Genomic DNA, 18,131 nt, shown 5'->3' with positions numbered 1-18,131 from the left:
GGATCCAGTGTGTGTGATAAACGGCATCTTCGGGTGCCGTTTTTTTATGGGAAGCGGAAGCGCGATGGTCTTTCGTTGAACAAAAAGGGAGCGGCTTTTTTGAAGCCGCTCCTTTAAGTGAGAGAGCGATACCTATTTCAGAAGAAACCGCGGATCAAAGGCTTCCAGGCTTTGTATTCTCAGAGCGGGACATCCTTCAGCCACTTGGAAGGACCCATATCCTGCACTTCGTGAATGCTTTTCCCGGTTACCCACTTGGAAGCGCCGCGGGCCTTGCCGGTGATTTCCTCAATATCGACACGCCAGACCTGAGCCATGGGACCGCGCACTTTCATCTGAACCTCATTGCGGACCGCGCTGTTTTTCGGCGCGTGGCGCTTGAGGATGGCGGCGAAGGCATCCGCGAATTCCTTGGGATCCGTGACCGGATAGGCTTTCCCGGTAACAATCGCTGAGGCGTAATCAACGGAATACCACTCCGGCAGCGTCGTCGCCTTTCCAACGTAGGAAATTGACACGTTGGGATTCATCAGCATGTTGTCGGTCTTACGGCCGCCCGGCATCCCGGTTCCATGGAAATAAATTTTGTTTCCGACTCTCACGGGGGTAATCGGCACTCCGTAAGGATGTCCGTCCAGATCGCAGGTGCTGAGAACCGCGTGTTCCATGAAATCGATCACTTCTTTTGCCTGATCCAGGGGCAGTTCACGGGCCTTGCGGCGGAGAGGACGATGGGCGGTGCATTTTTTCTCATCCGGGGCAGATTCAGCTGCCGAGGCGACAGCGCTGAGTGCGGAAAGACCGCCGGCAATAAGGACTTCTCTTCGAGTTGACATCTTTTCTCCTTTTATGATTCCTCGAAACTCTGTCCTTATTGAACCATCGGATTAATTCAAAAGATCTAGATGGTTTTTGAAAATTTGATGGGGACAGTCGGAGATCTGTCTTCCATTTGGGCAGAATTATTCTTGGAGGGAAATATGCCGCGAAAAATTCTGCCGCCGCTCGACTGGCAAATCGGTGAGGATGAGCCTAAAGCTGAAGGTCTTAAAAAGAGACTCTTAAGTTTCATCGGGAAAGGAATGCTTCCTGAAGGAACCCGGCTGCCGTCAGTGAGACAGATGACGGCGTCAAGCGGCGTGTCCAAAAACACCGTTGAGCGGGTGTACGCTGAGCTGAAGGACGAAGGCGTTATTGCTGTCAGACCCGGTTCCGGGTTTTGGGTGGCAGAGAGACTTCCGGTCATCTGTCCGCCAGAGATCGGGGCTATCGCGGCGGAAGACTACCATGTCAATATGCCGATTACTTCGGCCGCAAAGGAAGCGGCTGACGCTCTTCCCTTTTTCAGGCGTCACACCAGTTGGCCTCTTTCCTGCCGCTGTTCCGTGATGGATATATTCCCGGAAAAGCGCTGGGGGGCGATCAATGCCCAGATAGCGAGATCTCCCTGGCTCTATACCAACTATTCGGATCCCAAAGGCTACTTCCCGCTTCGGGAAATGATTTGCCGGAACCTCTTCAAGTACCGTTCTATTTCGGCGAAGCCTGAGAACGTCGTCATCACGAACGGCACGATCAATACGATCGGCCTCGTTATCGATCTGGTACTGGAGGCAGGTCAGAGAATCGCGCTTGAGTCTCCCGCGAATAACCTGATTTCGTCTCTTATCCGATATCACGGGAAGAAAATCCAGTGGCTGAAAAGCGATTCCGAGGGCGTGATTCCGGAAGCGGGAAATATTTCGGCGCTGCTCGTCACTCCGTCAATTCAGGTGCCTGCGGGGTTCAGGATGTCTCTCGCGAGGCGGGAGGAAGTCCTTTCAGTCTGCAGAAAAAAGGGAGTCTGGCTCCTTGAGAATGACTTCGACACCGAATTTGGTCTGCTGAATGACCCGCTGCCCGCAATCCGTTCGCTTCCTGGGGCGGAAGACTGCACGATTTATTCCGGAACGTTTTCATCGATTATTTTCCCGGGTATCCGAATCGGCTATGCGGTTGTACCGGAAACACTGGCAGACGCGTTAGCCGGAAGCCGTTTTTTAAACGATCGCTTTTCTTCTGAAAGCCGGCAGGCGGCGCTCGCGGAGTTTATCCGCTCAGGAGAGTACGAGACGCATGTCAGGAAAGTCGCTACTGTCTTTAATCAGAGGAGGGAGTTCCTGATGAATCTGCTGAAAGAGAAGGCGGACCGATGGGGGCATGTTTCATCAAACGCCATCGGCTCACACATTACTTTTTCGTTGGATGACTGTATCTCCGATAAAGCTATCGCGGCGAAGGCCTTTGAACGGAAGCATGAGTTCATCGCCTGTTCGAGTTTCGACGGAGACTATCAGATCAATGGGCTGATGCTGGGATTTGGAGCATTCCCGACTCCGACAATCGCGGAATCAGTTGAACTATTAATCTCGATCCTGAAGGATTCAGTCCGAGCTTAGTTCTATCGCCACGCGCTTTGCGGTGGAGTTTCCTGAGATAAGAAGCTCGGATTCCGGTCACCGGAATGAGATCTTTGGGTGCCGTTTTTTTATGCTGCACAGAGGCTCCGGTACACTGTCCGGAGTGAAAGATGGGAAGGTTTGGTGAGGTGAAGTGATGTCAGAAAAAGAAAGCGGCAATACGGGAGCGGCTGAAAGCTGCCTCTTCTGCGCGATTCAGACAGACGACCGGAAGCGGATCGTGGAAGAGAATGACTACGCGTACGCCATCCGTGACGGATTCCCGGTGACGCCGGGGCACACGCTTTTTATCCCGAAACGCCACGTCCCGGACTATTTCGGCCTCACTCAGGAAGAGCGTGACTCGATTAATCTGCTGATTCACTCGCAGAAAAAGATTCTTGAAACCGAAGACCCGACGATCGAAGGCTGGAATATCGGGATCAACAACGGTTTTGTGAGCGGTCAGACGGTCTTCCACTGCCACGTGCACCTGATTCCGCGCCGGAAGGGCGACGTGGAGAATCCGCGGGGCGGCGTCCGGCACGTCATTCCGTCCAAAGGCTCCTACTGAAATCAACAAGCGGACGGATTTCTGTCGGATTCTTCGGACAACCAATATCCTGTCAGTCTGTTTTTATGTCTGAGTTTCGGAAGCTTCTGTTTGCTGCTCCTCGCGTGAATCGGACTGTTTTGCGGGGCAGGCGGGTTAAGAGTTTCAAACTTTTCGGAAAGAAAGCTGGTTAAATAACAGAAACTTCCAGTCTCGGCTGGCAATAATGCAGGTCAGCCATCCAAGCGGTTTTTAATTGATTTAGGTAATAAAAAAGAAAGGGATAAATTTTTTTATGGATGATGTCTCGGTCTTTAAGACCGGGCTATGAAGGATATTCTTCAGGGTCAGATTTCGGACAAAATGGAATCTTTTCCGTAAAATAAAAAAGTACCAGAATCGAGCCCGATCATGACTTTGTTTCTCGAAAATCCCTTTTTTGTACTTGGTGTCACACCTGAAAGTTCCCGCAGTGAGATTCTTGCGAAGGCTGAAGAAGCTGCTCTTTTAGATGATCCGGATCGTGTTAGCCAGTGTCGCGCGACCCTTACGAATCCCGCGAAGCGCCTTGACGCGGAGCTGAGATTTCTGCCGGGTGTCAGAACTGATGAAATTGAGGCAATCTGCTCAGCCCTGAAGAAGGATCCGGCTTCCGTCGTGAACTGGCCCGCGGAAAAGCTTTCCGGAATCGCGCGAAGCAATGTCATGATTGCTGCGGTGTCTTCAATTGATCTGTCCACTAGTGCGAAAGCTCCTTCTCTCATTCCACTCATTTGGGATGCTGCGAAGAGTTTTGATCAGCAGACGATTGAGCAGATAGAAGCACAGATCAATCAATCCCGAACAGCCGCCCGCTTTCCTTCGGTGAAGGATACGGCTCGGATGTCTGACATTCTGCAGGACATCCGGCGCGAATACTTGAAAAACATAACGACAGCGTTTGACAGTCTCAGAACGGCAGAGGTCATTGATGTTCTGAGCAAGGAGCTGTCCCTTGCAGAATCAGAACGTGCGAAGTCTTCTGGCAGCGTGATTCCTGCGCTTCTGGAAGACCTGATGAATAGCTACGAAATCGCGGCTCAGGTTTTTATCAATAAGGAAAAGGAAACAGCGGACAGGCTGATCAGCGAAATACCGCAAGGCTGCAAAGAAATGGAGATGACCAGCGGTTCCGTGATGCTGCTCCAGCAGCTTCAGGAACTCGTGCAGAAATGGGTAACGGTAATCGGGATCCTAGATCGATTCCATCTCCTCAAAGGAGAGTCGTATGAGCCGACCCGATCCCTCTTTGTTCATATTAGACAACTGGCCGTTAAGCTCAGCAACGAGTATCAGTGTTTCCAGGCATCGAAAGGCATTACTGAAAAAATCCTGAGGCCGCTCGCTTTTGACTCAGAGCGAACAAAGGCGGCTGAGGAAGATCTGCGGAAGCTCTGCGAAATCTTAGATAACTCAAATGCGGATAACTTTATTCCAGTAACGGGAGAAGTATGTTTGAACCCTCAGGCGCGCGGCCTTAAGGGCCTGGGGGATCTGACCTCGGATTTTTCATCACCGGATTCTTTATCCGCTCTGTCAGGACAGATGATTTTTGCCGGGAAAGGAGAAAAGACCGCGGCGCCAACGTTGGCCTCTCGCGTGACAGCAGCTTCCGCCCGTCAGACGGGCAGCGGCAAATCGGTTTCGACTCAGAAAGAGAAGGCAGAATCCTCTTCCTCTGGCGGGATAGGGACACAGCTTTTGAACGGGTTCTACTCTATCCTTTTTCTTATTGGCGAATTATCACTTCAAGTGCAAAGCCTGAGAAAAGAATAGTGGCCCATAAAGCTTCCATAATAGAGATTGTCAAGATAACTATAGAGGGAGCTCATGAGCCACTATCATCATCTTACTCTTCGGGACAGAGTATTTATTTCGGCTTTAACGATTTCAGGCAAATCCCTGTCTGAAATTGCATGTGCGATTGGGAAAAATGTTTCTACGATCTCCCGCGAACTGAAGCGAAACAAGGCTGTATCGGCCCAGGATGGGGCTTCAGCTGCCTATGATCCCTGTGCCGCGCAGGCCCGATATCAGAGACAGAGAAAGCATTGCGGAAAGAGAAACATTCTGAAGTCTGACTCGTTGCTGACAAGGATTGTCTCAAATCTGCTGGTTAAGAAATTCTGGTCTCCGGAGCAGATTCAATACCGTCTCAGAAAGGAGCTGCCGAATCTAAGGATCAGCGCCACGACAATCTACCGAGGAATCAATTCTGGCTTTCTGGATCGCTTTGTGGATGGCCGAAAGATGTCCCGACACCTGCGACACCACGGTAAAACGCGTCACCGTAAAGGCATGACCGAGAGGCGAGGAAAGATCCAGATCACTCACAGCATTGAAGAGCGACCCCTGGAAGCTCAGAACAGATCTTGCCTGGGGGATTGGGAAGGCGATACCGTCATCGGAAAAAAGGGCGGAGCCTGCCTCACGACTCTGGTCGATAGGAAGTCCGGCTTTCTCTGTGGCGGGAAAACCGCTTCCAAGACTGCGGCCGATGTGTCTGCCGTAATTGAGAAATCTCTGTCAGATAAGGATCTGCGTACGATTACCGTAGATCGCGGAAAAGAATTTTCCTGGGCTGAAAAACTGGAGAAAGATCTCAGAACCAAAGTGTATTTCTGCTTGCCTCATCATCCATGGGAGAAAGGAAGTAATGAAAATACAAACGGACTTCTTAGAGACTTTTTCCCAAAAGGAATGAGTATCGATAAAATTTCTCAGACAGAAGTTCAGAAACGGTTCAATGCTCTGAATTTCAGACCCAGAAAACGTCTCAATTGGAAGTGTCCGGCTGAAGTCTTTTATTCAGTAACTTTGCACTTGATTTGATAATTCACCTTCTTATTCTCATTATCGGGGTGATTGCTCTTGGGGTTTCAAAGTCTTACACGACCAATAATCTGGAGCAGACCCCTTCAGAGAGAGTGGATACCCCAGATTTTAGTGGTATCTCCGATTCTGACCGGACTGGCATCATAGAAGCCTGCAAAGACCAAGGCTCACCGGCGAATGTTTACAGCTGCCAAAGTGAGGAAGTGAGCAAGCTAAAGCAGATAGGCTCCGCCCCTGATATGTCGGATATATTTGCTTGGGACCAGGCTTACATCATAGATGCCTGCAAAGACCGAGGCTCACCGGCGAATGTTTACAGCTGCCAAAGGGAGAGACTGAGCAATCTAAAGTCGTTAGGCTTTGGCTACTATGCGGATACATCTGCTGTTGACCGGGCTGGCATCATAGATGCCTGCAAAAACCAAGGCTCACCGGCGAATGTTGAAAGCTGCCAAAGTGAGGAAGTGAGCAAGCTAAAGCAGATAGGCTCCGCCCCAGATATGTCGGATCTATTTGCTTGGGACCGGGCTGGCATCATAGACGCCTGCAAAGACCAAGGCTCACCGGCGAATGTTTACAGATGCCAGAAGGAGGAGCTGAGCAAGCTAAAGCGGATAGGCGCCGCTCCCCCTGATATGTCGGATATATCTGCAGTTGACCGGGCTGGCATCATAGACGCCTGCAAAGGCTGGGGCTCACCGGCGGATGTTTACTTCTGCCAAAGGGAGAAGCTGAGCATGCTGAGAGGGACAGACTCCGCTTCTTATATGGATGATATATCTGATGCAGACCGGGCAGGCATCATAGATATCTGCAGATATCGGGGATCTCTGGCGGATGATTACAGCAGCTGCCAAAGAAAGGAGCTGAACAAACTGAGGCGGACAGGTCCTGCTCCTGATATGTCGGATATATCTGATGCAGACCGGGCACGCATCATAGACGCTTGCAGAAACGAGGGCTCACCGGCGGATGTTTACAGCTGCCAAGGAGAGGAGCTGAGCAAGCTGAGAAGATTTTAAACAAGCCCGTTCCGCTAATAAGGTCCCTCTATTTAGTCATAAAAGACCACAGAGAATTTGAACTGACTCCCATTTTTTAGGACTTATCTAAAAAAATGGGAGTCAGTTTTTTATGAAAGGTGAATTATCAAATCAAGTGCAAAGTTACTGAATAAAAGACTTCAGCCGGACACTTCCAATTGAGACGTTTTCTGGGTCTGAAATTCAGAGTTGAACGAGGGTGTGTAATTTTTTGTGGGCGGCTCGTTCAAGGTTAATCGATGTAGGGGGTGATTCGGTCACCAAATAGCACAACCAATTCTCTCATAGCGGCACTCCAGTATGGAGAAGGCCGCACCCATCTTTTCTCTACTTTCCGGATTGCCAGAAAGAGAAGTTTCAAAGCAGCCGTTTCAGTAGGGAAAGCAGCTCGGGTCTTAATTACTTTTCTTAGATCCCGATTAAGGCTCTCTATGGCATTGGTTGTATAAATAAGTCTGCGGATATTTGGGGAAAAATCAAAGAAGGGGATCACCTTATCCCAGGAATCGATCCACTGTTTGGCGATGTAAGGGTATCTGAGCCCCAGTTCCGACTGTGCAAAAGCGTCCAGTTCCTTCCGCGCATCAGCCGCGTTTACGGCCCGGTAAATGGGCTTCAGCGCGCCGGCTACGGCCTTGTAATCCTTATATCCGACGAATTTCAGACTGTTCCTGATCAGGTGAACAATGCAGGTCTGCAGCAGAGTGTTGGGAAAGGCAGCTTCAAGCGCCTCCTTCATTCCCTTGAGTCCGTCTGTGACAGCAATCAGAATATCAGACACCCCCCTGTTTTTGAGTTCAGTGAAGACCTTAAGCCAATATTTTGCGCTTTCGTTATCAGCGACCCACATCCCCAAAACTTCCTTGCGGCCCTGGGCGTTTACGCCCAAGGCAAGATGGACCGCTTTCGGGGTAACAATGCCATTATCACCTCGGATTTTGACTCGAATAGCGTCAAAGAAAACAGTTGTATAAAACGGATCCAGAGGACGGTTCTGCCATTTTTCAACCTCAGGAAGGATGGCGTCCGTAACATCGCTGATAAATTCGGCACTGGTCTCCATACCGTATTCATCATAGAGAAAGCCTTGAATTTCCCGGGTTGAGAGCCCTCTGGCGTACAAGGCCAGAACCTTGTCCTCAAACCCCGCCAGCTGGCGTTTATGCTTAGGAACGACCCTCGGCTCAAACTCTCCCTTGCGGTCTCTGGGTACGTCAATACGGATATTTCCAAGGCTGGACGATTTGAGGGTTTTCGAACTATGCCCGTTACGCTCATTTTCGGTGACACGTTTACCGCCTCTTTCGTAACCGAGATGATTGGTCATTTCACCGTCAAGCATTTGAGTCAGCAGCCGACCGAGCATATGGGCCATAAGATTTTCCGCATCCTCTGCGGTATTAATCTCAAGCCCGGATTTCTTGGCGTTTTCTAAAATCTGTCCTGCAACACTATCCAAGGGGTCTGTCTTTCGTTTCATTTGAGGCTCCTCCAAGAGCAATTATCTCAGAGTCACCCACAAAATTTTCCTCACCCTCCATTGAACCGTTTCTGAACTTCTGCCTGAGAAATTTTATCGATACTCATTCCTTTTGGGAAAAAGTCTCTAAGAAGTCCGTTTGTATTTTCATTACTTCCTTTCTCCCATGGATGATGAGGCAAGCAGAAATACACTTTGGTTCTGAGATCTTTCTCCAGTTTTTCAGCCCAGGAAAATTCTTTTCCGCGATCTACGGTAATCGTACGCAGATCCTTATCTGACAGAGATTTCTCAATTACGGCAGACACATCGGCCGCAGTCTTGGAAGCGGTTTTCCCGCCACAGAGAAAGCCGGACTTCCTATCCGGTGAATTATCAAATCAAGTGCAAAGTTACTGAATAAAAGACTTCAGCCGGACACTTCCAATTGAGACGTTTTCTGGGTCTGAAATTCAGAGCATTGAACCGTTTCTGAACTTCTGCCTGAGAAATTTTATCGATACTCATTCCTTTTGGGAAAAAGTCTCTAAGAAGTCCGTTTGTATTTTCATTACTTCCTTTCTCCCATGGATGATGAGGCAAGCAGAAATACACTTTGGTTCTGAGATCTTTCTCCAGTTTTTCAGCCCAGGAAAATTCTTTTCCGCGATCTACGGTAATCGTACGCAGATCCTTATCTGACAGAGATTTCTCAATTACGGCAGACACATCGGCCGCAGTCTTGGAAGCGGTTTTCCCGCCACAGAGAAAGCCGGACTTCCTATCGACCAGAGTCGTGAGGCAGGCTCCGCCCTTTTTTCCGATGACGGTATCGCCTTCCCAATCCCCCAGGCGAGATCTGTTCTGAGCTTCCAGGGGTCGCTCTTCAATGCTGTGAGTGATCTGGATCTTTCCTCGCCTCTCGGTCATGCCTTTACGGTGACGCGTTTTACCGTGGTGTCGCAGGTGTCGGGACATCTTTCGGCCATCCACAAAGCGATCCAGAAAGCCAGAATTGATTCCTCGGTAGATTGTCGTGGCGCTGATCCTTAGATTCGGCAGCTCCTTTCTGAGACGGTATTGAATCTGCTCCGGAGACCAGAATTTCTTAACCAGCAGATTTGAGACAATCCTTGTCAGCAACGAGTCAGACTTCAGAATGTTTCTCTTTCCGCAATGCTTTCTCTGTCTCTGATATCGGGCCTGCGCGGCACAGGGATCATAGGCAGCTGAAGCCCCATCCTGGGCCGATACAGCCTTGTTTCGCTTCAGTTCGCGGGAGATCGTAGAAACATTTTTCCCAATCGCACATGCAATTTCAGACAGGGATTTGCCTGAAATCGTTAAAGCCGAAATAAATACTCTGTCCCGAAGAGTAAGATGATGATAGTGGCTCATGAGCTCCCTCTATAGTTATCTTGACAATCTCTATTATGGAAGCTTTATGGGCCACTATTCTTTTCTCAGGCTTTGCACTTGAAGTGATAATTCGCCAACGAAAAAGAGGAGAGATTTCTGCCTGGCGCACGGAATTGGAGATTTTCAGAATATCGGCCAGACCTAACCGTTGGGGGATAAGGGGCAGATATAACCGGCACTGGAATAACAAAAGCAGGCAGGTAAAATGAAGAGAACTGATCCCGGTAGAGTACCGAAACTTATTCCTTTCATTTGCCCCTTAGTTTTTTATTTAACGAGTCATAAATTTGAGGAGCAGTTCGGTATTTGACTAAGGAGTTTGATATGGCAGGACTGCTTGAAAATCCGTTTGTTATTCTGGGTGTTACGCCGACGAGCCCAAGAAGAGAAATTCTGGAAAAAGCGGAAGAGGCATCTCTATCTGTGGATCCGGATCTGGTGTCTCAATGCCGTGCGGTGCTTACGAATCCAGCAAAGCGGCTGGAGGCAGAACTGCAGTTTCTCCCGGGGGTAACGGGGGCGGTGATCCCGAGGGTCTGCGACGCCATCAAATCAAACCCTGAAGGGATTCCAAAGTGGTCTGAGGCGGAGCTTTCCGGTGTGGCTCGCAGCAATGCCCTGATTGCTGTGCTTCCCGCGCTTTCCAAAACGAACAATGCCGGTATGGCGTCTCTTATCTGGGAAGCCGCCAGGAGTTTCGATCAGCAGACGACTGAAGAGCTGGAGGAGCTGATCAATAAGGCCCGAGAGTCAGCTCATTTCCCGGCGGTCAGTGATCCGGACCGGGTTTCAGAAGCCCTCCAGGAGATCCGCCGCGGCTATGTCAAGGCCATTAATCAATGCCTGGATGAACGAAAAACCGCCGATATTATCGATACTTTGGATCGGGTGCTGTCGTACGTAAAGTCAGGGACCGCCGCCGTGTCGATTGGCGTCTTTCCTTCGCTTCTTGATGATCTGATGAATAGTTATGAGGTCGAGGCGCAGGGATTCAGTGAGGCAGAAAGCGCGGCCGCCGGCTCACTCGTTTCCCAGATCCCGCAGCAGAGCAGGGATGGCGCCATTTTTGGCGTCGCGGTGACGCTGATGGAGCAGCTTCAAGTCCTCGTACGGCGATGGAAAGCCGTGATCGGGATTCTGGATAAATTTCATGCGCTGAAGGGAGAGACTTATACACCTAGCGGCAGCCTCTTCTATGAAATACGGCATCTCGCTCTGGAAATGAATAACGAGCATCACTGCCCCAGGGCCTCCAAAGCCATTCTTGAAAGAATCCTGGAGCCGCTCGCAGCTTCCCCGGAAGAGAAAAATCTGGTGAAAGCAGATCAGAAAGCGGTAAATGAGATTTATGGCGAGACGAGCCGGGATACTTTGCTTTCTGATCTGCCGGCATTGTCACTAAACCCTGACGCCAAAGGGTTCAAGGGGCTGAGTACGTTGGCGCCTCGTTTCTCTGCACCTAAGCTGTCGTCAGCAGGCAGCAAAAAATTAATTTCTGCCGGGAGGGCAGAGCCGGGGCTTGTCAGCAGATTTTTTTCAGGGTGCGGTGCCTTTATTGCTGCGCTTTATCACGTGTTTGGAATGTGGTTTGTCATAGGAGTCATCGCCTTATTTTTGTACATTGTTTCGTCCCTGGCTGGAGATACCCCGGATGACAGAAAGTCAGACACATCAGCCACCAAACTGGTTCAGCGGACACCTTCAGGGAGTACCGATGCGTCGGTGAATTCGGATACCCCCGCCGCTGCGAGCAGGATGCCGCGTCCTGAAACCGTCGCGGAAAAGGAACCTGATCCGGCACCAGTCTATCGGGAACCGGCATCTTCTCTCGGGAGCACCTTCGACACGGAAGAAATTGCCTGGTGCCTCAAACTCCAGCATCAGATTGACTACATCAAGCCGAAGGTTTCTACCAACCGCCAGATCGATTTCTTCAATGATCTGGTTCATCGGTTTAATTCAACCTGTTCCAGCTTCCGCTATTACCGATCCAGTATGAGAGCGGCTCAGAATCAGGTGGACAAGGATCAGACCGCCATTGAGGCGGAAATCAATAAGCTTCTCCCGAAGGGCCGCAGGTCAAAGAAACGTCAGCAGCCCGTGGAAGAAGAGTATCCGAATCCGGTTTACTCCGATCCGGGTCTGTCGCAGTATTGAATCAGGTGATGCGGCCAGGCGGAAATCACGGCTTAGAAAACCGCCTGGCAGGCCTCAGGTGAAAGTTATTTTTCCCTGGTGAATTATCAAATCAAGTGCAAAGTTACTGAATAAAAGACTTCAGCCGGACACTTCCAATTGAGACGTTTTCTGGGTCTGAAATTCAGAGCATTGAACCGTTTCTGAACTTCTGCCTGAGAAATTTTATCGATACTCATTCCTTTTGGGAAAAAGTCTCTAAGAAGTCCGTTTGTATTTTCATTACTTCCTTTCTCCCATGGATGATGAGGCAAGCAGAAATACACTTTGGTTCTGAGATCTTTCTCCAGTTTTTCAGCCCAGGAAAATTCTTTTCCGCGATCTACGGTAATCGTACGCAGATCCTTATCTGACAGAGATTTCTCAATTACGGCAGACACATCGGCCGCAGTCTTGGAAGCGGTTTTCCCGCCACAGAGAAAGCCGGACTTCCTATCGACCAGAGTCGTGAGGCAGGCTCCGCCCTTTTTTCCGATGACGGTATCGCCTTCCCAATCCCCCAGGCGAGATCTGTTCTGAGCTTCCAGGGGTCGCTCTTCAATGCTGTGAGTGATCTGGATCTTTCCTCGCCTCTCGGTCATGCCTTTACGGTGACGCGTTTTACCGTGGTGTCGCAGGTGTCGGGACATCTTTCGGCCATCCACAAAGCGATCCAGAAAGCCAGAATTGATTCCTCGGTAGATTGTCGTGGCGCTGATCCTTAGATTCGGCAGCTCCTTTCTGAGACGGTATTGAATCTGCTCCGGAGACCAGAATTTCTTAACCAGCAGATTTGAGACAATCCTTGTCAGCAACGAGTCAGACTTCAGAATGTTTCTCTTTCCGCAATGCTTTCTCTGTCTCTGATATCGGGCCTGCGCGGCACAGGGATCATAGGCAGCTGAAGCCCCATCCTGGGCCGATACAGCCTTGTTTCGCTTCAGTTCGCGGGAGATCGTAGAAACATTTTTCCCAATCGCACATGCAATTTCAGACAGGGATTTGCCTGAAATCGTTAAAGCCGAAATAAATACTCTGTCCCGAAGAGTAAGATGATGATAGTGGCTCATGAGCTCCCTCTATAGTTATCTTGACAATCTCTATTATGGAAGCTTTATGGGCCACTATTCTTTTCTCAGGCTTTGCACTTGAAGTGATAATTCGCCCTCAAAAATTCCGCTATTAGCCAGCCTATTAATTGCGTCGGTGGTTCTCTTTTTATTTTGTTTCCTGTGGTCAATGATCGGCAGCGTAAAACGGTTTCAGATCAACTCTGAATTACGAATATAAATAACTTCGTTATTTTCTGCATTTCATGAAAAAGAGACAGGTTTTTTATTAAAATGCCCGGATCTTCTCAGTTCCGAGAAACCTGATGACCGCGTTCCGTGAAAATCCGTTTGTTTATCTGGGAGTAAGTCCTTCGAGCTCCCGGTCTGAAATCCTTGAGAAAGCTGAAGAAAAAGCCCTGACAGAGGATCCGGATGAAGTAGCGAAATACCGGTCCATTCTCACAAATCCAGGAAAGCGTCTGGAGTCTGAGCTTCGGTATCTGCCAGGCGTAAGCGATGAAGAGGCGAACGAAATCCTGGCGCTTCTCGGGAAGGATCCGGTGTCGCTCTGCGCGTGGTCTAAAGAGCGGCTCTCCGGCATCGCGCGCGCGAATGCTCTTGCGCAGGCCCTTCCCTCATTTCCTGAAACGAATGAACCGGGCTTTTCCTCTCTCATTCGCGATATAGCGGAAAGCTTTGAGTCGCAGGATATCGCGGAACTCGCCTCCCTCGTAAACGGTGCCCGGTCTCGCGCTCACTTCCCGGAAGTGAAGGACACGGACCGGATCCCCGAAGCGCTGAAAGAGATCCGCTGGGACTATCAGAAAGCGATTGAAGCCCGTTTTAACAGCATTCAGTCGCGGCGCGTAGCGCGGATTCTCACGGGACTCTTCCCGCCGAAAGGCGAGCAGGCGGGAATTATTCCCGGTCTGATTGATGATCTCCTTTCAAGCTATGAGGTCTCGGTTCAGAGTTTCGCGGAAAAAGAGATGGCATCCGCCGCGGAGCTGCTCCGTCAGATTCCCGCGGAGTGCAGGAATGGTCATTTAACGCGCCGTGGCGTTTTTGCCCTGACCATGCTTTACCGCGTGACAGTGAATTGGAACAGCGTCACGCTGCCGCTGCAGAGGTTCCGCCAGGCGAAAGGAGAGGCCTGCCGTCAGACAGAAAGCCTTTTCACGGCGGTGCGGAAGCTCGCGTACTATCTCGCGACGGACCTGAACTGCGTTGACGCGGCGTATCTCCTCGTGAGGCGGGTTCTTTCCCAGCTTCTCGTTTCTCCGGTTCTTGAAAAGCATTACCGATACGATCTTGAGTCGATCGCCGGCATGAGGAAAGGGAAAGGGGCGGCTTCAGGCTCAGACACGATCCCGGAGCAGAAAACCGTATCCAGTCTCGAACCCGCGGAGGCGAAGGGATTCAAAGGCATCCCGCTTCTCGTAACCGATATCGTGCCGACAGAAGAGGATGAGGCCGCGTTCAGGGCACCGGAGCCCAGAACGGCGGTATCCGCTTCCCGACTCCCCGGTTTCTTTTCCTCGCTTCAGTCCCGGCTGCCAAAGAAGCATCGGAAACTCTGGCTCATCGCTGCCGTGATCCTTCTGATCGTCTGGATGAAAGGCTGCGTGTTCAGTTCCGATGAAGACTATGCGGACTATTCCGGAGGAGGGTATCGCTCCGGAGGCGCCTATTCAGATGATGATGAGTCGTACGAAGAAGAACAGAGAGAGAAAGAGGCGCGGGAAGCGGAAGAGGAAGCGGAGCTGGAGCGGGAAGAGGCTGAAGAAGAGGCCAGGGAGGAAGCGGAGGAAGAAGCGCGTGAGCGTCAGGCAGCGCTTGAGGCTCAGTTTGAAGCTGAACAAGAGGAGGAGAGGCTCCGCGAACTGGAGAGGGAGGAGGAGATGCAGCGGCAGCTCGATGAGCAGCGGCGGAGAACCCAGGAACTTGAGAATGAGCTTGAGGAAGAGCAGGAAAGATCCCGCCGCTCGAGTCTCTACGGTTACTGACACAATCGTCCGCGCTTTTGGGAGAAAAAAAGACTCCGGATCCCGTCTCTGAGATCCGGAGTCTGACATTATGGAAGCGGTTTTATCAGCCTCTCAGAATGTTCGCCATCGAAGCGATATTTTCTTCTCCGCCGTCATCCCAGGCGTAGATCCGGAAGAGCTGGCCGACGACCTGACGAAGACCATCGATATCGTTTTGGCTGATGCAGGTCATGCCCTGGGAAACCAGCCGGTGATACGTGACTTTATCCGCGTAACGATAAGGCTCTGAAGCGAAGTTCTTGAACATATTCACCACAAAGTCTGGATCAGAACGCCACAGGATCGCGAATGCGCTTTGGTGAATCCGGGCAAGGTTAGCCTTGAAGCCGGGCTCGTTTCTGTCGATCGCGCGCTGCGCGGCCTGCCTCTGGTACTCAAACGCCTGACGTTCATCGGGAGTCGCGTACTTGAGAGGGTAGTCCCGGAATGATTTCACGGCCTCGTCTAATTCAGACTGGCGGATATCGCGCTCGTGAGCCTTACGGATAGCGGCCAGACGCTTTCGGGCCTCGAGCACGTTCTCCATCGCCTCCTGGGTTTCCTCGGCCTGGGCTGTGGCGGGGTTGAGCTTCGAGGCGCTGCTGAGTTTTGAGGCGATCTCATCCAATTCCGGATCGTTCACCACTTCGCGGATTTTATGGACTCGGGCAATCGTGTCATCCGCCTTGCTTGAAACCAGCTCCGCGGCATCCGTGTAATTGATGGCGCCTTCCTGACGCGAGTAGAAATTGCGGCCGGAATTGAAGACGCCGCCGATACTCGGAACCGAAACCTCCAGATTGATGTTTCCGGAGTCTTCAATCTCATACGCGCACTCGAGATCAGCGCCCGCGGGAATGACCCAGGACGAGAAGTCCGTACCCGAGATCTTCAGAACGCCGATCGGGCGGTTATCGGTGATCGGGTTCTCAATCTCGCCCTCCCAGAGCTTGATATTCAGCGTCTCATCGGATCCGGCCTTGAGGGTCTGCGCGGCCTTGAAGATCTTTTTGCCCTTCTTCGGAAGCGGTTCACCGGCCCGGATCAGGTAGTCGAGAGCGGGTTCACCGCCCAGGCGGTCCAGCACCTCAACGGCGATCGAGTAGGAGGCCGGAATGGCGTCCACAGTCGCGGCCGTCCGGGTAATGATGATGCTGTTCTGAAGCAGCTTCACGGGGCTGCCGCTGGCATCAAAGGCGGAAACGCGGAAGAGGTTGAGGCCGGGCTTCGGGAGCGTGAGCGTTACGGACGCGCCCGCCGTGAGCTGAATGCGGCCGGAAATCCAGCCGGTATCCGTGCTGTCAATCTGGAACTCGTACCCCGCGGGGATCTCGTCCTTCGACTGCACCATGACCTTCGCGGTCGCGGAAGGCGTACGCGCGATGTAGTTCAGCGTGAGATTCAGTTCGCCGCCGGCTTCAAGACGGCCGCGGGAGGTCTTCCGGGAGTTGTCCTTTGAGCTCCAGTCGATCGACTCGGCGAAGAGCGAGGCGCCCTCAGCGACGGCGGTCATCGGGTTCACTTCCGTGCTGCCCTCGACACCGAGCTCCTGACAGACCTTGTCGCGGACCGGCTTATAGTTCGTCGGACCGCCGACAAACACGATGCGTTCCAGATCAAAGGGCGAGAGACCGGCCTTTTCCAGGGCGTCGCGCGCGGCCTGAATCGACTGCTCGACGCGGTCCGCGATCAGCTGATTAAAGGTGTCGCGCGTGAGATCGCAGTCGAGGTAGATTTCGTCGCCATTTTCATCGAGGCACCCGGTTTCGGCTTCCGAGAGGTTGATCGTCGCGGTATCTTTCGCGGAAAGCTCAATCTTCGCGCGTTCCGCGGCGAGCGCGGCCATACGCATCAGGCGCTTGTACTTCGTGTTAATCGCGAAGTCTTCCGGCAGCTCAAAGTTCTCGATGAGCCAGGGCTTCACGACGCTGTCCATCACGCGGCGGTCGAAGTCGCGGCCGCCGCAAAGCGCGATGCCGCCGTGCGAAAGCAGGTTCACGCGGCCCCCGATGCTTTCCGCGATAGCGATATCCAGCGTTCCGCCGCCCAGGTCATAAATGAGGAACGTGCCGTCACTGTTATGCGCTTTCATCACGCTCATCACGGCGGCAACCGGTTCCTGCATGAGGGCGACACGGCCGATGCCGGCCATATTCGCGGCCTGAGTGGTCGCGTCACGCTGCATCTGATTAAACGCGGCCGGCACGGTGATCACGGTTCCGGTTTCAGGATCCTTGCGGATTTCCTCCGGGAGGTAGCCGAAAAGCGTCCGCAGAATCTCAGCCGAGCACTCTTCAGGCGTCATGTCTTTGCCAAGCGCCTTGATATGAATCGGGGTTGAGGTACCCATCAGACGCTTAAAGAACACCGCCGCGTTATCGGGGTTCGCGGCAGCGGCCTGATAGGCGCGCTGACCGACGAGACGGTTGCCGCGGCGGTCGTAGGAAATCGCGGACGGCGTGACGTCATTCTGTTCGGGGCTCTTCCAGATCCGTGTTTCTTTGCCGTCATAGGAACAGATGGCGCTGTTAGTCGTGCCGAGGTCAATGCCAATGTAATAACTCATTTATTTACCTTTGCGAGAATCACGGAACCGATGTGGGTGATGTGGTTTTGGGAATCGAGAATTGTGGGTTCGAGAATCTGCTGAATAATCAGCTGATCATCGGGCTCAAATTCGTCGAGATTGACTGCTGTCACGGGAAGCCCCGGATCGTAGGGGAGTCCAAGCGGGATTTCCGCGATTTTCATGTCGGCGGCTTCAAGTCCTTCCAGCGTTTTCTTGAAAAACCATTGGAACTGGCTGTCACCGCGCTTCTGCCCGGCGAAATCGAGTTTGACGCGGAGTCGCTGATAGACGCCGGCGAAACGCCAGGCCTCGACCACCATGCTGACGATGGAATTTTTCAGCTCTGCTTCTGACATGAAATTTCCCCTGATCTGAGGTTGTTTTCGTGGTTACAAATGATAATGCGGAGATAGCCCCGGCGCTATCGGTGTGACGCGGCCGGATTGCCGGATACGAGGCTTACCGGACCGATCTCCGGACCTCCGGCGGGCATCAGTCCGCCAGAGGAAAAGACAGGTAACG

The 18,131-nt window shown here is 51.9% G+C and carries 13 protein-coding genes and 1 pseudogene; 7 read left to right on the top strand and 7 right to left on the bottom strand.

Features of this window, described 5'->3' with window-relative positions; genetic code table 11:
* Window positions 1–179: 179 nt before the first annotated feature.
* The gene (locus M4NBBH2_RS08920) at window positions 180–836 is read right to left on the bottom strand and encodes a pyridoxamine 5'-phosphate oxidase family protein (protein ID WP_116270657.1); all 657 of its coding nucleotides are present in this window, start codon (window positions 834–836) and stop codon (window positions 180–182) included.
* Between the two features lie 144 nt (window positions 837–980).
* Between M4NBBH2_RS08920 and M4NBBH2_RS08915 the strand changes: the two genes are divergently transcribed.
* The 5 genes from M4NBBH2_RS08915 to M4NBBH2_RS08895 all read left to right on the top strand — a co-directional run bounded on the left by M4NBBH2_RS08915 (window position 981) and on the right by M4NBBH2_RS08895 (window position 6,887).
* A complete protein-coding gene (locus tag M4NBBH2_RS08915) occupies window positions 981–2,438 on the top strand; it encodes an aminotransferase-like domain-containing protein (protein WP_160117806.1) in 1,458 nt (485 codons plus the stop codon).
* Window positions 2,439–2,595: 157 nt separating this feature from the next.
* Window positions 2,596–3,012 (top strand): HIT family protein, encoded by a 417-nt coding sequence (locus M4NBBH2_RS08910; protein ID WP_116270655.1) that lies wholly within the window; start codon window positions 2,596–2,598, stop codon window positions 3,010–3,012.
* A gap of 390 nt (window positions 3,013–3,402) precedes the next feature.
* A complete protein-coding gene (locus M4NBBH2_RS08905; RefSeq protein ID WP_116270654.1) occupies window positions 3,403–4,806 on the top strand; it encodes a hypothetical protein in 1,404 nt (467 codons plus the stop codon).
* Window positions 4,807–4,860: 54 nt separating this feature from the next.
* Window positions 4,861–5,862, top strand: coding sequence for an IS30 family transposase (locus M4NBBH2_RS08900; protein WP_116269326.1), 1,002 nt, complete (start codon window positions 4,861–4,863; stop codon window positions 5,860–5,862).
* Window positions 5,859–6,887 carry a hypothetical protein gene (locus tag M4NBBH2_RS08895; RefSeq protein WP_116270653.1) on the top strand — a complete coding sequence of 343 codons (1,029 nt, stop codon included), beginning with the start codon at window positions 5,859–5,861 and terminating at the stop codon, window positions 6,885–6,887. Before M4NBBH2_RS08900 ends, M4NBBH2_RS08895 begins: the two co-directional genes overlap by 4 nt.
* A gap of 253 nt (window positions 6,888–7,140) precedes the next feature.
* On the opposite strand, the gene M4NBBH2_RS08890 is transcribed toward M4NBBH2_RS08895, so the two are convergent.
* The 3 genes and pseudogenes from M4NBBH2_RS08890 to M4NBBH2_RS08880 all read right to left on the bottom strand — a co-directional run bounded on the left by M4NBBH2_RS08890 (window position 7,141) and on the right by M4NBBH2_RS08880 (window position 9,765).
* On the bottom strand, window positions 7,141–8,388 hold the full coding sequence (locus M4NBBH2_RS08890) for an IS256 family transposase (protein ID WP_116269219.1): 1,248 nt from the start codon (window positions 8,386–8,388) through the stop codon (window positions 7,141–7,143).
* A gap of 59 nt (window positions 8,389–8,447) precedes the next feature.
* Window positions 8,448–8,753 (bottom strand): annotated as a pseudogene (locus M4NBBH2_RS08885) (IS30 family transposase); the annotation flags it as partial.
* Window positions 8,754–8,763: 10 nt separating this feature from the next.
* Entirely contained in the window at window positions 8,764–9,765 is a 1,002-nt protein-coding gene (locus M4NBBH2_RS08880) for an IS30 family transposase (RefSeq protein WP_116269340.1), read from the bottom strand.
* A 684-nt stretch (window positions 9,766–10,449) separates the two neighbouring features.
* Between M4NBBH2_RS08880 and M4NBBH2_RS08875 the strand changes: the two genes are divergently transcribed.
* On the top strand, window positions 10,450–11,943 hold the full coding sequence (locus tag M4NBBH2_RS08875) for a hypothetical protein (RefSeq protein ID WP_125064660.1): 1,494 nt from the start codon (window positions 10,450–10,452) through the stop codon (window positions 11,941–11,943).
* 86 nt (window positions 11,944–12,029) lie between these two features.
* On the opposite strand, the gene M4NBBH2_RS08870 is transcribed toward M4NBBH2_RS08875, so the two are convergent.
* The gene (locus tag M4NBBH2_RS08870) at window positions 12,030–13,031 is read right to left on the bottom strand and encodes an IS30 family transposase (protein WP_116269340.1); all 1,002 of its coding nucleotides are present in this window, start codon (window positions 13,029–13,031) and stop codon (window positions 12,030–12,032) included.
* Between the two features lie 305 nt (window positions 13,032–13,336).
* Here M4NBBH2_RS08870 and M4NBBH2_RS08865 point away from each other — a divergent pair, with 305 nt between their 5' ends.
* Entirely contained in the window at window positions 13,337–15,019 is a 1,683-nt protein-coding gene (locus tag M4NBBH2_RS08865) for a hypothetical protein (protein WP_116270650.1), read from the top strand.
* Window positions 15,020–15,104: 85 nt separating this feature from the next.
* Here M4NBBH2_RS08865 and M4NBBH2_RS08860 read toward each other — a convergent pair whose 3' ends face one another.
* Entirely contained in the window at window positions 15,105–17,606 is a 2,502-nt protein-coding gene (locus M4NBBH2_RS08860) for an Hsp70 family protein (RefSeq protein WP_116270649.1), read from the bottom strand.
* A complete protein-coding gene (locus tag M4NBBH2_RS08855) occupies window positions 17,603–17,965 on the bottom strand; it encodes a hypothetical protein (protein WP_116270648.1) in 363 nt (120 codons plus the stop codon). Before M4NBBH2_RS08855 ends, M4NBBH2_RS08860 begins: the two co-directional genes overlap by 4 nt.
* Window positions 17,966–18,131 lie beyond the last annotated feature (166 nt).

This window comes from Mesosutterella multiformis, assembly GCF_003402575.1.
GTDB classification, from domain to species: Bacteria; Pseudomonadota; Gammaproteobacteria; order Burkholderiales; family Burkholderiaceae_F; genus Mesosutterella; species Mesosutterella multiformis.
Note: the sequence above shows the minus strand (reverse complement) of the source record. Positions and strands in the feature narration are given on the sequence as shown.

Excerpts from the sequence above, each read along its gene's own strand:
- M4NBBH2_RS08920 (WP_116270657.1), bottom strand. The coding sequence starts at position 836 with ATGTCAACTCGAAGAGAAGTCCTTATTGCCGGCGGTCTTTCCGCACTC.
- M4NBBH2_RS08915 (WP_160117806.1), top strand. The coding sequence starts at position 981 with ATGCCGCGAAAAATTCTGCCGCCGCTCGACTGGCAAATCGGTGAGGAT.
- M4NBBH2_RS08910 (WP_116270655.1), top strand. The coding sequence starts at position 2,596 with ATGTCAGAAAAAGAAAGCGGCAATACGGGAGCGGCTGAAAGCTGCCTC.
- M4NBBH2_RS08905 (WP_116270654.1), top strand. The coding sequence starts at position 3,403 with ATGACTTTGTTTCTCGAAAATCCCTTTTTTGTACTTGGTGTCACACCT.
- M4NBBH2_RS08900 (WP_116269326.1), top strand. The coding sequence starts at position 4,861 with ATGAGCCACTATCATCATCTTACTCTTCGGGACAGAGTATTTATTTCG.
- M4NBBH2_RS08890 (WP_116269219.1), bottom strand. The coding sequence starts at position 8,388 with ATGAAACGAAAGACAGACCCCTTGGATAGTGTTGCAGGACAGATTTTA.
- M4NBBH2_RS08880 (WP_116269340.1), bottom strand. The coding sequence starts at position 9,765 with ATGAGCCACTATCATCATCTTACTCTTCGGGACAGAGTATTTATTTCG.
- M4NBBH2_RS08875 (WP_125064660.1), top strand. The coding sequence starts at position 10,450 with ATGGCGTCTCTTATCTGGGAAGCCGCCAGGAGTTTCGATCAGCAGACG.
- M4NBBH2_RS08870 (WP_116269340.1), bottom strand. The coding sequence starts at position 13,031 with ATGAGCCACTATCATCATCTTACTCTTCGGGACAGAGTATTTATTTCG.
- M4NBBH2_RS08865 (WP_116270650.1), top strand. The coding sequence starts at position 13,337 with ATGACCGCGTTCCGTGAAAATCCGTTTGTTTATCTGGGAGTAAGTCCT.
- M4NBBH2_RS08860 (WP_116270649.1), bottom strand. The coding sequence starts at position 17,606 with ATGAGTTATTACATTGGCATTGACCTCGGCACGACTAACAGCGCCATC.
- M4NBBH2_RS08855 (WP_116270648.1), bottom strand. The coding sequence starts at position 17,965 with ATGTCAGAAGCAGAGCTGAAAAATTCCATCGTCAGCATGGTGGTCGAG.